Below are 14,751 nucleotides of genomic sequence, written 5' to 3' on the forward strand. Positions count from 1 at the left end.
AGCAGATCCGCCGGGAGGAAGGCGAACGCAATAACATCCGCGAAACCGAATACCAGCTCCGCCTCAAGGAAATGGAAAAGCAGCTGGAAGACCAGCGCCGCCTCGCCGAAGAAATGCGCCGCAAAGCAGAACAAGGCTCCATGCAACTCCAGGGAGAAGTGCAGGAACTCGCCCTGGAAGAAATGCTCCGCTCCGCTTTCCCTTTCGACGCTATCAGCGAAGTCGGCAAAGGCGTGCGCGGCGCCGATTGCATACAAACCGTCCGCAACCAGTTCGGGCAGGAATGCGGCCGTATCATCTACGAATCCAAGCGCACGAAAGACTTCTCCCGCGAATGGATCGAAAAACTGAAGGCCGACATGCGCTCCCAGGGGGCCGATGTGGCCGTGCTCGTTACCCAGGCCCTCCCGAAAGACATGGACCGCTTCGGTGAAAAAGACGGCGTCTGGATCTGCACTTTTCCCGAAGTGAAAAGCCTCACCTGGGTGCTGCGCGACGCAATCATGAAAGTCTACAACGCCGTCAAATCCCAGGAAAACAAAGGCGATAAAATGCACCTGCTTTACCATTATCTCACCAGCGGCGAGTTTGCAGAGCAATGGAGCGCCATCCGCGAAGGGTTCCGGTCCATGAAGCTCTCCATCCAGAAAGAACGCGAAGCCATGGAAAAACTCTGGAAAGCACGCGAAAAACAACTCGAAAAAGTTCTGCTCAACGCCGCACACATCAAAGGCTCCATCGAGGGCATCGCCGGTAGCGACTCGGTCGATCTCCAGCTGCTCGATGATGCCGCCGAAGCTTTACTGGGCCCGCCCGACGGGACCAACGACTAACGATTTCAAAAAAAATGTGATATAAACCTTGCCGGGGGACTTTTACCGACATACATTTAGGGTATGAATAACCACAAGTATCAATCCGTGATCTTCGACCTTGGCGCTGTGCTGGTAGACTGGAACCCGCGTTACCTCTACAGCAAAATCTTCGCTACACCCGAAGAAACGGATCATTTCCTGGAAAACATCTGCACGTCCGACTGGAACGAAATGCAGGACGAGGGCCGCAGCCTGCAGGACGGGACCGAACTCCTCGTGTCGCAGCACCCGGCTTTCGAGGCGGAGATCCGTGCGTTTTACGGCAGGTGGAAGGAAATGCTGGGGGGCGATATCCCCGGTACGGTGGAAATCCTGAAAGAACTGAAGGAAAGCGGGCAGTTCAAATTGTACGCCCTCACCAACTGGTCGAGCGAAACATTTCCCATCGCCATTATTGAATATCCCTGGTTGCAGTGGTTCGATGGCATCGTTGTTTCCGGGAAAGAAAAAATGCGCAAACCGCAGGACGCTTTTTATCAACTGCTGGTCGACCGCCACGGCATCGACAAATCGCAGGCCATCTTTATCGATGACAATCTCCGCAATGTGAAAGCAGCGGAAGACTTCGGTATCGAAACCATTCATTTCACTTCCCCCGAGCAACTGCGCGAAGCGCTTACCAGCCGCGGTATACTCTCTGGTGCCGCACTGCAACAGCAACAGTAATATCTTACGCTTTTTTCATATCTACGAAATTATCTATGTAAGCCGCCATCATGGCGGCTTTTGCTTTAACATTTCCTTTAGTCAATTTTAACGTTTCTGCAATAAACGGCCAGTAACATTCATGCGTCTATAGCGTTGAATATGTATACGATCCGGATGTGCTGTTGAATAGGTGAAAGGTTGAATATTACAGATGTACTTAAAATTTGACACATATGAAAAGAACAGGACTGATGATGCTAAGTGCGCTCGCCGTTACCGCCGTGCTCTTCAGCAGCTGCCGCAAGGAGCCGCTGAATGATATGACCGCGGAGGAATCGCGCATTTATGTGACAAACTACGACGAACAAGCTGATTTCACCACCTTCAAAACGTTCAGTATAGTGGACTCCGTTGCGGTGATCAGCAACAGGGAGGGCTCCAAAAAAGAATTGACTGCCTACGACCAGCAGCTGTTAGCCCAATTGAAATCACAGATGCAGGGACGCGGCTTCACGCTCGTGGACAAAGCGGCCAAACCCGATATCGCCATGAACGTAAGCCGGATCGATAACACGTCCACATCTATCGGGTATAATCCGGGTTATTGGTCAGGATGGCCGGGTTACTGGGATGCAGGTTACTGGGGTTACCCCGGTTGGAACTACTGGTTCCCCAGCTATTATTCCGTTTTCAGGTACAATGAAAAATCAGTGGCCATCGACCTGGTGGACCTGAAAAACGCCAAAGAAGGCTCCAACCAGCTGACGGCCATATGGAACGCCATGCTGCGCGGCACCGGTGTCTGGAACAGCAATAACCTGGACGCCATGGTGAAAGCCCTCTTCGACCAGAGCCAGTATCTGAAAGCCACCAACTAATCCGGGTGGGATTTTGTAAACAGACAGGTTAAAGATTAAAATCGAACGAACATGAAAAGTATTAAAACCTTCATATTGGGCGTGGCCCTCATCGCAGGGGGCGCCGTTGCGGCCAGTGCGCAGAGCCGTCCGCCGCTTTCCGTCAACGTTAACTATTCCGTAGCGCAGCCGCTGGGCTCGTTCAAGGATTACGCGGATAAAACCAGTTTCCGCGGTTGGAACATAGGCGTGCAATACCATTTGAACGATCAGCTGGCAGTTGGACTGAAAACCGGATTCGCGGATTTCTATGAAAGGGTTCCCCGTGCGGTATATCCCGGTAAAGGCGAAGACATCTCCGCTGTGCAGACCCGCACGCTGCAAACCATTCCCATCCTCGCCACCGTGCAGTATACATTCACCAAACCCGATGCGGCCGTGTTGCCGTATGCAGGGCTGGGCGTAGGTACCGCCAACATGAATTACGAGAAATATTGGGGCGAGTTCGTAGAGAAAGAAAACAAGTGGGCGTTCCAGGTGAGCCCGGAAGTAGGCGTGAACGTGCCTTTCGGGAAGTATTCACCGTTTATGTTCAACGCCAGCGTGCAATATAACTATGCGCCGTACAAGCAGTATGAAATCAAGAATTTCAACACGGTACAGGCCAACATTGGTTTGAAGTTCCATATCCAGTAATAGGACCACAAATTAACGGAACATGTGAAGTGGAGGGGCTGCCGGCAGGCGGCCCCATTTTTTTGTGCGCTTATTGCACGTCGAAGAAGCCTTCGGTATATTTTTCGCGTATCGTGCCGTCCGCGTCTTTGTAAATGTACAGCGCCTGCAGTTGCAGTTTGGGATGTTGGCGGATGAAGTCCAGGCCTTTTTCCACGCCAAGGAGGATGAGGGCGTTGTCGTATGCGTCGGCGGTCATGGCGTCGGGCGCAGTTACGGTAACGGCGATGATGTTGTTGTGGATGGCTTCGCCGGTGAGGGGATGGATGGTGTGCGCGAATCGCGTGCCCCCTTCATCGAAGAACCGTTGGTAATTGCCGCTGGTAGCCACCGCGCGATGGGTGAGGCGGAGCCATCCTTTCTCCGGCTTCGCCTCGCTTTGCTGCTGCCGCTCGATGCCCACGGTCCAGGGTTGGTTTTTGTCGTTATGCCCCAACGCGGCCAGTTCACCACCCACATCCACAAGATAATTCCGGATGCCCCGCGACCGCAGGAACTGCGCGATCACGTCGGTGGTATATCCCTGCGCAATGCCGTTGCAGTCGATCTCCACGCCGGGCGATTTTTTCAGCAGGTATTTGGACCGGATGGTGATCTTCTTATAGCCCACGCGATGTAAAGTGCGGCGGATATCGGTTTCGGAAGGTTTCCCTTTCTGGTGGCGCACCACGCCGAAGCCCCAGAGGTCTACGAGCGGTTTTACGGTGATATCGAACAGTCCTCCGGTGATACGGCTCACTTCCTGTGCTTTGCGGATGACGGGGCGCATGTACGCGTCCATCACCACTTTTTCACCTTCGTTGAACCGGTTGATCAGCGACCCCGGCTGGTAGAGCGAAAGGGAGCGGTCGATCTGCCGGAAGAGGGATTCCACTTCATGTTGCAGCGAGGTGGTGTCTTCGCTCAGGTATTTCACCATGTAGTAGGTGCCCTGCGCTTTCCCTGAAATGGTCATCGCTTCTTGTGCCGACAATTGCAGGGTCGCCAGGAGGCATCCCGCCAGTAATAAGCCCTTCATGCGCCCAAAATAATAAAACGTCACGAGAATGCATTGAATCCGGTGATGTCCATCCCGGTGATGAGGAGATGCACTTCATGGGTGCCTTCGTAAGTGATGACGCTTTCGAGGTTCATCATGTGCCGCATGATGGGATATTCGCCGCTGATGCCCATGGCGCCGAGGATCTGCCGGGCTTCGCGTGCGATGCGGATGGCGGTTTCGCAGGAGTTGCGCTTGGCCATGGAAATCTGTTCGGGCGTGGCTCTGTCTGCACTGCGGAGTACGCCGAGCCGCCAGTTGAGGAGCTGTGCTTTGGTGATATCGGTGATCATTTCCGCGAGTTTTTTCTGGATGAGCTGGAACCCACCGATGGGCCGCCCGAACTGCACCCTTTCCTTCGCATAGCGCAGGGCGGTATCGTAACAATCCATCGCTGCACCGATTGCACCCCAGGCAATGCCGTAACGGGCGGACGACAGGCAGGAGAGGGGCGCCTTCAGCCCGCGGGCACCGGGTAGTATATTAGTTTTCGGAATGCGGACGTTGTCCATCACCAGTTCGCCGGTAGCGCTGGCCCGGAGGCTCCATTTGCCTTTGGTTTCCGGGGTGGAGAAGCCTTCCATCCCGCGTTCCACGATTATTCCCCGCACTTTGTTTTCTGGATCTTTCGCCCAGACCACGGCGATATCGGCGAAGGGCGCGTTGGAGATCCACATCTTGGCGCCGTTTAGCAGGATGTGGTCGCCGTCGTCCTCGAAATAGCTGAGCATGCCGGCGGGATTGGAGCCGAAATCCGGTTCCGTGAGCCCGAAACAGCCCATGAGCTCGCCGGTGGCGAGGCGCGGCAGGAAGCGCTGTTTCTGCTCTTCGCTGCCGAATGCAAAAATGGGATACATGACCAGGGAACCCTGGACGGACGCGGTGGAACGTATCCCGCTGTCGCCCCTTTCCAGTTCCTGCATCATCAGTCCGTACGAAATGTAATCCATCCCGCCGCCGCCGTATTCCGCGGGGATGGTGGGGCCGAAGCAGCCCAGCGCGCCCAGCGGCCGGAGGATATGCGAAGGGAACACTGCGCGCTGGCAGCAATCATCGATAATAGGAGTGATCTCTTTTTTGACCCACTCGCGCACGGAAGCACGTACGAGGAGGTGTTCGTCTGTCAATAATTCGTCGATGGCGTAATAATCGGGCGATTGGAAAAGGTCCTGGTGCATGGTATGAGATTTTTGCTGTATGTCCGAATTTACGGAATTACGCCAAAGTTGTAACTTACGCCGGCAAATCTGTCGCTTATGGCCAAATTGATACCTGTGTTCCTGCTGGGCGTTTTCCTCACGCTCGTGATCGCCAGTTTTTCTTCCCGGATACGGCAACAATCCGCCCGGCCCGATATCAGCGAAGCAGATTCGGTGGCCCAATCCGCGATCGTGCAGCAATACTGGATGGTATTTTTCAAAAATGGCACGGCGGTGGAGGGTGATCCGGTATCGTCGGCGCTGATCGAGGAAGCGCATGTCATGCATATCCGCAACCTCACCCGCGAAGGAAAAATGATGCTGGCGGGCGCTTTCGCGGAGTACGATGACCTGCGCGCGATTTACGTGCTGAAGGCGGCAGACAGCCTGGAAGCGGCAAGCCTGGTCAAGGCCGACAGTGCAGTGGCCACAGGTCGGTTGCAGTTTGAACTGAAGCCCTGGTGGACGGCCCGGAACTGTGTTTTCCGGTAAACGCCCTGAAAGCGGAAACGCCCCCGGCCGGGAGCGTTTCTTCATTATTTCCAATACATATTTACGGAAGGATTACTGGATGTATGTCGCCATTTCGGCCTGGAGGGCCTGGGCGGCGGCGCGCGCATCCTCCGCAAACCGCTCGTTGTTGCCGGCATAGATCACGGCGCGGCTGGCGTTCACCAGGAGCCCGATATCCGCGTTCCTGCCTTTTTCGGTAATATCCTTCAGGCTGCCGCCCTGCGCGCCCACACCGGGTACGAGCAGGAAGTGGTCGGGGATGATCTTGCGGACATTGGCCACGGAATCCGCCTGGGTAGCACCGATCACGAACATCATGTTATCGGGTGTGCCCCAGGAAGCACAGGTGCGGAGCACGTTTTCATATAACAGCCCTTCGCCCGCCGGCTGCAGCTGGAAGTCGCGGCTGCCCTCGTTGCTGGTAAGCCCCAGTACAATGGCGAATTTGTCGGAGAAGCCGAGGAATGGCTCCACGCTATCGCGGCCCATATACGGCGCCACGGTCACCGAATCGAAGCCGTAGGTCTCGTAAAAGGTTTTGGCGTAGTAGGTGGAGGTGTTGCCGATATCGCCGCGTTTGGCATCGGCGATGGTGAATACATTCTTCGGGATGTACTCGATCGTGCGCTGCAGGCTTTCCCAGCCGCGGATGCCCTGGCATTCGTAAAAAGCCGTGTTGATCTTGTAAGCCACGCAAAGGTCGTGCGTGGCGTCGATAATGGCTTTGTTGAAGGCAAACATCGGGTCGGCGTGGGATAACAGGTGTTTGGGGATCTTATTCAAGTCCGTATCGAGGCCGATACATAAGTAAGATTTCCTGTCCCGGATGAGCTGAACCAATTCCTGTCTATTCATATAATATTTTCAATTAGCGCGAATTTCCGGCATTTTTGTCAATTCCTGATTTTGATTTTCAAATTTTCCTTCTTAATTTTTGCCCCGGTCCACGATTGTCGAAAAACTGATTTCCATGAAAATTTGCCTTCATTTACTACTCATCTCCCTGTCTTGCCTCCCTTTTTTGCAATCGAATGCACAGCAAAAGGGGATGCCGAAGATCGGGGTTTGCACGTCTTATGAAAACGACAGCCTGCTGGCAGCGGCCGGGTTTAAGTACATAGAATCCGGCGCCCGCTTCCTGTTCGGCCCATCCGTGCCCGACACCACGTACAACCGCACCCTCAGCCGGATGCGCGCCATGAAACTGGAGGGCGGCGTATGCAACAGCTTTATCCCGAACGATATCCGGCTCACCGGCGCCGAGGCCAGCGAGCCACGCATCCTGGGGTATGTGGACTCCCTCATGCAACGCGCCAGCAAGGCCGGCATTAAAATCATCGTATTCGGCTCGGCCGGCGCGCGCAAACTCGCGGAAGGACAGGATTCCGCCACCGCCCTGCGCGAACTCATCGCCATTTCCCGCAAAATGGCCGGGGTAGCGGCGAAATATGACGTCATCATCGCGATGGAGAACCTCAATTCCGGTGAAGATAATTTCATCAACACCCTCGACATCGTCACCCACATCGTTAAATCCGTCAATCATCCGAACTTCCGGATCACGGTGGACATTTTCCATATGCTGCGGCAGGGCGAGCGCCCGGAAGCCATCCTTCCCGCCGCGCCTTGGCTCGTGCATTGCCATATAGCGGAGAACGCCGGCCGCAGGGCGCCCGGCACCGCGGGCGAAGATTTTACGCCGTACCTGGCCATGCTGAAAAAAGCGAAATACAAAGGCCGCATTTCCATGGAATGCGGGTGGAAAAACATGCCGGAAGAATGCCGTCCGGCCCTGGGATACCTGCAAAAACAACTTGCAGCCGCCTACAAGTAACAAAAAACACAACATCATAAAAATCATTCCACTATGACTACCAGCAACAAGAACCGCCGCGATTTCCTGAAGCTCTCCATGATGGGGGGCGCGGGCGTGGCGCTGAGCGCCATGGGGATGCCTGCCAGCAGCTACGCGCGCATCCTGGGTGCAAACGACCGGGTGAACGTCGGCGTTGTAGGCTTCTCCGACCGCTACCGCCAGGCACTCATGCCCACTTTCCTCAATCATTACAAAGAACTCAACTTCGACATCATCGCCGTCTCCGACATCTGGAAACGCCGCCGCGAAGAAGGGAAATCGGTGCTCGAAGGCAAGCTCGGCCACTCCGTGCAGGCCTGCGTGAACAACGACGAGCTTTATAAAATCAAGGATATCGACGCGGTGATGATCGCCACGGCCGACTTCCAGCACGCCTTCCACACTATCGAAGCCGTGAACAACAAAAAGGACGTGTACTGCGAAAAACCTTTCGCCGAAACGATGGAAGACGCCCGCAACGCCCTCAAAGCCGTGAAAGCCTCCAAACGCGTGTTCCAGGTGGGCACGCAGCGCCGCAGCGGACCGGGCTATCATGCCGCCGCCAAATTCATCCAGGACGGGAAGTTCGGGCCCATCACCATGGTGGAAATGACCTGGAACGTAAACCAGCCGGGGCGCTGGCGCCGGCCCGACCTGGTGAAAGATATCCGCCAGTCCGACGTGGATTTCGCACGTTTCCACTGCACCCGCCCGAAAGAAAACTGGGATCCCCGCAAATACCTCGAATACCGCCTCTTCTGGCCTTATTCCTCCGGTATCTTCGGCCAGTGGATGACGCACCAGATCGATACCGTGCACTGGTTCTCCGGCCTGAAGCACCCGCGCAGCGTAGTGGCAGGCGGCGGTATCTACCAGTGGAAAGACGGCCGCAGCAATCCGGACACGCTCACCGCGGTGCTGGAATACGGTCCTTCCAACGATCCCTCTTCCGGCTTCCAGGTGGTATACAGCTCGCGTTTCCATAACTCCGCAGGCGGCACCAAGGAATTGTATTACAGCAACGGCGGAATGATCGACATGAGCAACAACACGATTTCGCCCACCGGCGGACTGCGCGAGAGAGAAGCGGCGGCCATGGGCATGAAAGCCAATCTCCTCCCGGAAATGAGCCTTTCGGCCGCGGCCGGCGGGGTGGAAAGCGGCGCCAACACCGGCGGCGACGATACCACCAACGCCCACGTCCGCAACTGGATGGAATGCGTGCGCAAACAAGATATCAATACCAACGCCCCCATAGAAGCGGCTTACAGCCACTCCATCGCGCTCATCATGGGCACGGCGGCATACCGCACGGGCCAGCGCGCTACGTTCGACGAAGCGAAGCAGGACGTGATGGTCGGCGGAAAAGTGTTTACACTGTAGTTTTTTATTGCATCAAAAACGAAGGCGCGGGCTGGACGGGTTACTGTCCGGCCTGCCGTCTTTTAGCCATTTCCTCCGCGATCTCCGCAGCCTGCGTATCGCCGGTAGCGCGCAGCTGATGGATGATCTCGGCATAATCGCGGTCGTTGCGGTTCTGGCTGAGCTTGAAGCGCGTCTCGATGCGGTCGAGCGTCATTTCAAAGCCGGTGATGGCGCGGAGATTGTTGTGGAGCGATTTCTCGGGGATGTCGGAAATGTGTACGGGGCAGGCCGAAGCGGCTTCGTATTTATCCATCAGTTTCGTGAGGGAATCCACGAGCTCTGTTTCAGTTAGAATGCGGAGCTGGCCGTAAACGTGTACGGCGATGTAATTCCAGGTGGGGATTTTTTCCTTTTCGTACCAGGAAGAGGAGATGTAAGCGTGGGGATCGGTAAAAACGGCGAGGAAGGTTTGGCCGGATTTGAAATCTTCGGACTGGGGATTTTCGTTGGCGATGTGGCCCCTCAGCACGAAGGTGCCCGGTTCTTTTTCTTCGAGCTCCACGGGGATATGGGTGCCGAAAGGCGCGCCATCATGGATGCTGACGAGGAGGGCGAAGCTGTGTTTGCGGATGAATTCCGATACGGTGGTCCAGTCGTTTTCCTGGTAATACTTGGGGGTGTACATGTTGGCGGGAATAAAGCCCCCAGTGCCCGGGGGACCCCGGCACAGGGGGCGTATAAAAAATCATTCGTTGACCTACTCCACGATCTCCACGATTTTCGTGGGCTCGATGTTGGCATTGCGCATGGCGATGCTCCGGGCGGTAGTGCCGGCGAAGTCGCTGAAGGCCTGCTGGGTAACGGGGTCTTTCCCGGTGATGGCCGGAACGCCTTCGTCGCCGCCTTCGCGGATGCTCTGCACCAGGGGGATCTGTCCGAGGAAAGGGATTTCCAGTTCTTCGGCGAGGCGTTTGCCGCCTTCTTTTCCGAAGATGTAATATTTGTTATCGGGCAGTTCGGCCGGGGTGAAGTAAGCCATATTTTCCACGAGGCCGAGGATCGGCACGCGGATCTGCGGGCTGCTGAACATGGCGATGCCTTTCTTGGCGTCGGCCAGGGCCACGTCTTGCGGGGTGGTCACGATCACGGCGCCGGTTACGGGAACGGATTGCACGAGGGTGATATGTACGTCGCCCGTGCCGGGAGGCATATCGATCACCAGGTAATCCAGTTCGCCCCAGTGCACGTCGCTCACGAATTGCTTGAGGGCGCTGCTGGCCATGGGGCCGCGCCATACTACGGCCTGCTTCTCATCGATCAGCAGTCCGATCGACATCACCTGGATGCCGTATTTCTCCATGGGAGCGATCTTGCCTTTGCCGTCGACGTTCACCATCATCGGTCGCTGGCCGCGGAGGCCGAACATGATGGGCACGCTTGGGCCGTAAATATCGGCGTCCATGAGGCCTACTTTGGCGCCGTCCTGCGCGAGGGCAAGCGCGAGGTTGGCGGCAACGGTGGATTTACCCACGCCGCCTTTGCCGGAGGCCACCATAATGATGTTCTTCACGTTGGGAAGGAGGGAATTCCCGTCTTTCCGGCCCGTGCTGACGTTGGCAGTCATTTTAACTTCTACTTCCGCTTCCTTGCTGACGAGGTGGTGGATGGCGTGGATGCAGGCATTGCGGATCAATTCCTTCAACGGGCACGCCGGTGTGGTGAGCACCACCGTAAACTTAACTTTATTGCCTTCGATCTCGATGTCCTTCACCATGTTGAGCGTCACCAGATCCTTGCCCAGATCGGGTTCTTCTACATTCGACAACGCCTCGAGGACCTTCTCTTTTGTGATCATAAATTGTTGTTAAATTTGATTGCGATCAGCAAAGTTAACCATAAATGAGGTTTAATTTGTCGCTTTTATATTGGACATTGCGGGCTGTTTCCTGTATCTTAGTACCTACACATGTATAGAAATCTTGTCATACTTTTTTCCCTGGTGTGTTTGCCGTTATTAGCTTCTGCGCAGTTCAAAGCGTTTAAAGACAGCATCATACAGATTTCCGGTATTACCATGACCGCCGACAGCCTCCGTGCCGTTCCGGCAGTGAGCATCCTGGTGAAGGGCCAGGGGCGGGGAACCATTTCCAACAGCGTAGGTGTGTTTTCCATCGTGGCCTTCAAAGGCGATACATTGAGTTTCAGCGCGGTAGGCTTCCGGAGGAAGGATTACAAGATACCGCTGGACCTGCCCGGCAACCGTTACTCCGTGATCCAGCTGATGGCGGAAGACACGGTTTACCTCACCGAAACCATCATCAAACCTTACCCGTCCAGGCGCGAATTCGAGAAGCTGTTCGTCAGCATGGATATTCCCAACGACATGTACGAGATCGCCCGGAAGAACAACGAGCAGGCGAAGCTGCGCGCCATTGCGCAGGGCATGCCGATCGACGCGGGCGGGGCGTATAACGTTTTCATGCAGAAACAGCAGCAATCGCTCTACTACGCCGGCCAGGTGCCGCCGCAGAATATCTTCAACCCGCTGGCCTGGGCGCAGTTTATCGAGTCCTGGAAGCGGGGCGATTTCAAAAGGAAAAACTAGCCTTCGCGGCCCAATGCCTCCTTTTTCCTAAATTGCCGCATCATTCACCAAAATTGTACGTTATGCAGAAAGTAGCCGTGATCGGCGCCGGCACGATGGGGAACGGCATTGCGCATGTGTTTGCGCAAAACGGTTTCACCGTTCACCTCATCGACGTGGCGCAGCCCGCGCTCGACAAAGCCCTCGATACCATCGTCCGCAACCTCAACCGGCAGCTCGCCAAAGAGATCATCACCGAAGCCGTGAAGCAGAGCACCATCAATAACCTGCAAACCTTCACCGACCTGGCCGCCGGCGTGAAAGACGCGGAGCTCGTCGTGGAAGCCGCCACCGAAAATGCGGACCTGAAGCTGCGCATCTTCCGCGACCTCGACCAATACACCGCTCCCGGCGCCATCCTCGCCACCAATACCTCTTCCATCTCCATCACCAAAATCGCCGCCGTTACTTCCCGGCCCGGTAAAGTGATCGGCATGCACTTCATGAACCCCGTTCCGGTCATGAAATTGGTGGAAATCATCAACGGCTACGCCACCGAACCGGAAGTCACCGAAACCGTGCGCGAGCTGTCGCTCAAACTGGGAAAGGTTCCCTGCATCGTGAACGATTATCCCGGCTTCGTGGCCAACCGCATCCTCATGCCCATGATCAACGAAGCCATTTCCGCGCTGCATGAAGGCGTGGCCGGCGTGGAATCCATCGACACCGTGATGAAACTCGGCATGGCGCACCCGATGGGCCCCCTGCAGCTGGCGGATTTCATCGGCCTCGACGTGTGCCTGTCGATTCTCCGCGTGCTGCACGACGGGTTCGGACAACCCAAATACGCGCCCTGCCCGCTGCTGGTGAACATGGTCACCGCAGGGCACCTCGGCGTGAAGAGCGGCAAAGGTTTCTACAAATACGAAGGCGTAGGGAAAGACCTCACCGTGTCTGACCGCTTCCGTCAATAATATTCCCCCGTAAAAAAAATGGACCCGCCGGCAACAGGATCGCCAGGCGGGTCTTTTTCATCAAATCCCACATCAAATCTTTATTTGCCGTGTTTCGCGGCGGAAGTGTACAAGTTCAGCTTCAGTTGCTCGGAAATATGTTTGATCGCCGCCATGGCCTTCACGCTGTTGCCCACAGGATCCAGCGGGGGCGCAAATGCCGCGATGGCCATCTTCCCCGGCGCCACGGCAATCACCCCGCCGCCTACGCCGCTCTTGCCCGGCAAACCTACCTGGTACAGCCATTCACCGGAAGTGGTGTATAATCCTTCCATCGACATCGCCGCCAAAACTTTCGGAACATATTCTTCTTTCAGCAAACGCTTGCCGGTCACGGGATTAACACCGCCATTGGCCAGCGTGCCCGCCATCACGGCCAGGTCCTTCGCCGTTACGCCCACGGAACATTGCCTGGTGTAGCTGTCGCAGGCGTCGAGCGGATCGGCCCACATATGCCCGTAAGCCTCCAGGAGCATGGCGATGGCGCGGTTGTGCTGGTTGGTTTCCGCTTCGGATTTGTATAATTCATCGATCAGTTTCAGCGGCCGGCCGGCCAGCTCGCCGAGATAATCGAGTACGATCTGCCACTGCGCGTCTTTGTCAGGCCCTTTCACCATGCTGTTCGCCGCCATGGCGCCGGCATTCACCAGCGGGTTCTGCGGCGAGTATCCCTCCAGCTCGATGGCGATCACGGAGTTAAACGGCATCCCGGTGGCGTTGACGCCGATGCCGTGCATGATACTGTCGGGCCCCACTTCCATCATGGCCTTGCAAAGCACGAACGCTTTCGAAATCGACTCGATGCCGAACTCGTATTTCGAATCGCCTGCTTCATATACTTTCCCGTCGGCCGTAACTATCGCAATGCCGAAGAGATCAGACGGAACATTGGCCAGGAACGGGATGTAATTGGCATTCGCGCCGCCGGGGAGGTTGGCGAATTTAGCATGCGTTTCCTTCAGCAGCGCGTTCAGATCCTGCGCCGGCAACGCCAACGGCAGGAAACATACAGCCACCAGGCTCCATAGAAAACGTTTCATGTGTACAAGTTTTGAGGTTTAGAATTTGAACATCGCGGACAGCTGCAAACGATGATTGTCTGCATGCATACCATCGATATTGTTCCGGTAACCATATAAATATTCGATGCCTGCTTTCATGAAAGCATTGGGATACCAAAGCAGGTTGCCCACCCCGTACTGCGAAAAGTGAAAATCGGACGAAGGCTGGTAGGCTTTGGGTTTCAGCGTGAGGTAAGCCCATCCCACGGTGCTGCTCCATTTGTCGGACCACCAGTGATCATAGAATCCCATCACCCCGAAAGCCGGCACCGTATTGAGTTTTCGTTCAGGGGAATGATAAATCGCGTCGTATCCGTTACCGCCGATGTCATTGAAATAATTTGCGATCCCTTCGCCGCAGGCCGCCTGGTACACGAAGTTATCCTTGTTCGGCAGCTGGAACATCCCGGTGAGATTGACGCCCCATCCCGGTTCGCTCTTGCGGTCGAGGGCAGGCGTTTCATATGTGAGCGGATGGAAAGCGCCGGCCAGCTTGATGTGGTTGCCGGTGCCCCATTCGTGCCTTACGCTTAACACCGCGTCGGGCAGCTGCTGCAGGCTTGCGTATCCGCTGTCTGCCGGCAGGGTGATGTTGCCGCTGGGCTTTTCGAAAGAGAGCGCGATTTTGGTGTGCCCGCCAACGGGCTGCGTATACCGCACCTGCACCTGCCGCGAAAAAATCATCGCATTCGGACCGTAATAATCGAGCGTGTTGGGGAACACGTCGATGTCCATGAAGTTGGACCAGTATTGCCCCGCGCCGAATCGCCCGTATTCGCCCCAGGCGTGGCGGAGGCGGGGAACGGAGGAGCCGTCTGGGTTGAAGAGGTCGAATTCCAGGGTGGTTTTCAGTGAATGTTTGGCGATGGGAATGGTGCCGATGAAATTGAAACGGGTTTGGCGGATGGAATAGGATGTGCTGGTTTTGTGATCGTTGGGGATGAGGATGGCGCTGGGCTGGAAGGCGTCGGGGTTGGTGGTGCGGTGGAAGTCGTGGATGGCGTCGA

16 protein-coding genes are annotated in these 14,751 nt (G+C 55.9%); 9 read left to right on the forward strand and 7 right to left on the reverse strand.

Going from position 1 to position 14,751, the window contains the following annotated elements; genetic code table 11:
- From Q0510_RS06040 to Q0510_RS06055, 4 genes are all read left to right on the forward strand, one after another.
- The coding region (locus tag Q0510_RS06040) for a DUF2130 domain-containing protein (RefSeq protein WP_298709166.1) at positions 1-833 on the forward strand (833 nt) is incomplete at its 5' end.
- Between the two features lie 63 nt (positions 834-896).
- Complete coding sequence (locus tag Q0510_RS06045; RefSeq protein ID WP_298709167.1) at positions 897-1,541, forward strand: HAD family phosphatase; 645 nt, start codon at positions 897-899, stop codon at positions 1,539-1,541.
- A gap of 215 nt (positions 1,542-1,756) precedes the next feature.
- The gene (locus tag Q0510_RS06050) at positions 1,757-2,401 is read left to right on the forward strand and encodes a DUF4136 domain-containing protein (protein ID WP_298709169.1); all 645 of its coding nucleotides are present in this window, start codon (positions 1,757-1,759) and stop codon (positions 2,399-2,401) included.
- Between the two features lie 51 nt (positions 2,402-2,452).
- A complete protein-coding gene (locus tag Q0510_RS06055; protein WP_298709171.1) occupies positions 2,453-3,076 on the forward strand; it encodes an OmpW family outer membrane protein in 624 nt (207 codons plus the stop codon).
- A gap of 70 nt (positions 3,077-3,146) precedes the next feature.
- Here the strand turns inward: Q0510_RS06055 and Q0510_RS06060 are convergent, their stop codons facing one another.
- Both Q0510_RS06060 and Q0510_RS06065 read right to left on the reverse strand, forming a co-directional pair.
- Complete coding sequence (locus tag Q0510_RS06060) at positions 3,147-4,133, reverse strand: FAD:protein FMN transferase (protein WP_298709173.1); 987 nt, start codon at positions 4,131-4,133, stop codon at positions 3,147-3,149.
- A gap of 20 nt (positions 4,134-4,153) precedes the next feature.
- The gene (locus Q0510_RS06065) at positions 4,154-5,332 is read right to left on the reverse strand and encodes an acyl-CoA dehydrogenase family protein (RefSeq protein WP_298709175.1); all 1,179 of its coding nucleotides are present in this window, start codon (positions 5,330-5,332) and stop codon (positions 4,154-4,156) included.
- 78 nt (positions 5,333-5,410) lie between these two features.
- Here Q0510_RS06065 and Q0510_RS06070 point away from each other — a divergent pair, with 78 nt between their 5' ends.
- A complete protein-coding gene (locus Q0510_RS06070) occupies positions 5,411-5,845 on the forward strand; it encodes a hypothetical protein (RefSeq protein ID WP_298709176.1) in 435 nt (144 codons plus the stop codon).
- A gap of 72 nt (positions 5,846-5,917) precedes the next feature.
- On the opposite strand, the gene pyrF is transcribed toward Q0510_RS06070, so the two are convergent.
- Entirely contained in the window at positions 5,918-6,721 is an 804-nt protein-coding gene (gene pyrF / locus Q0510_RS06075; RefSeq protein WP_298709178.1) for an orotidine-5'-phosphate decarboxylase, read from the reverse strand.
- A gap of 115 nt (positions 6,722-6,836) precedes the next feature.
- Between pyrF and Q0510_RS06080 the strand changes: the two genes are divergently transcribed.
- Positions 6,837-7,700 (forward strand): sugar phosphate isomerase/epimerase, encoded by an 864-nt coding sequence (locus tag Q0510_RS06080; protein ID WP_298709179.1) that lies wholly within the window; start codon positions 6,837-6,839, stop codon positions 7,698-7,700.
- Positions 7,701-7,733: 33 nt separating this feature from the next.
- Positions 7,734-9,104 carry a Gfo/Idh/MocA family oxidoreductase gene (locus Q0510_RS06085; RefSeq protein ID WP_298709181.1) on the forward strand — a complete coding sequence of 457 codons (1,371 nt, stop codon included), beginning with the start codon at positions 7,734-7,736 and terminating at the stop codon, positions 9,102-9,104.
- A 40-nt stretch (positions 9,105-9,144) separates the two neighbouring features.
- Here the strand turns inward: Q0510_RS06085 and Q0510_RS06090 are convergent, their stop codons facing one another.
- Both Q0510_RS06090 and Q0510_RS06095 read right to left on the reverse strand, forming a co-directional pair.
- Entirely contained in the window at positions 9,145-9,771 is a 627-nt protein-coding gene (locus tag Q0510_RS06090) for an FMN-binding negative transcriptional regulator (protein WP_298709183.1), read from the reverse strand.
- A gap of 72 nt (positions 9,772-9,843) precedes the next feature.
- Positions 9,844-10,941: an Mrp/NBP35 family ATP-binding protein gene (locus Q0510_RS06095; RefSeq protein ID WP_298709185.1), complete on the reverse strand. Its 1,098-nt coding sequence runs from the start codon at positions 10,939-10,941 to the stop codon at positions 9,844-9,846.
- A gap of 111 nt (positions 10,942-11,052) precedes the next feature.
- Between Q0510_RS06095 and Q0510_RS06100 the strand changes: the two genes are divergently transcribed.
- Both Q0510_RS06100 and Q0510_RS06105 read left to right on the forward strand, forming a co-directional pair.
- Positions 11,053-11,691 carry a carboxypeptidase-like regulatory domain-containing protein gene (locus Q0510_RS06100; protein ID WP_298709187.1) on the forward strand — a complete coding sequence of 213 codons (639 nt, stop codon included), beginning with the start codon at positions 11,053-11,055 and terminating at the stop codon, positions 11,689-11,691.
- A 62-nt stretch (positions 11,692-11,753) separates the two neighbouring features.
- A complete protein-coding gene (locus tag Q0510_RS06105; RefSeq protein ID WP_298709188.1) occupies positions 11,754-12,644 on the forward strand; it encodes a 3-hydroxyacyl-CoA dehydrogenase family protein in 891 nt (296 codons plus the stop codon).
- A gap of 80 nt (positions 12,645-12,724) precedes the next feature.
- Here Q0510_RS06105 and glsA read toward each other — a convergent pair whose 3' ends face one another.
- Both glsA and Q0510_RS06115 read right to left on the reverse strand, forming a co-directional pair.
- Positions 12,725-13,723, reverse strand: a complete 999-nt coding sequence (gene glsA, locus Q0510_RS06110; RefSeq protein WP_298709190.1) for a glutaminase A — start codon at positions 13,721-13,723, stop codon at positions 12,725-12,727.
- A gap of 18 nt (positions 13,724-13,741) precedes the next feature.
- A partial coding sequence (locus tag Q0510_RS06115) for a DcaP family trimeric outer membrane transporter (protein WP_298709191.1) occupies positions 13,742-14,751 on the reverse strand: 1,010 nt, incomplete at its 5' end.

The sequence above is a fragment of the uncultured Chitinophaga sp. genome (genome assembly GCF_937874145.1).
Classification (GTDB): Bacteria; Bacteroidota; Bacteroidia; order Chitinophagales; family Chitinophagaceae; genus Chitinophaga.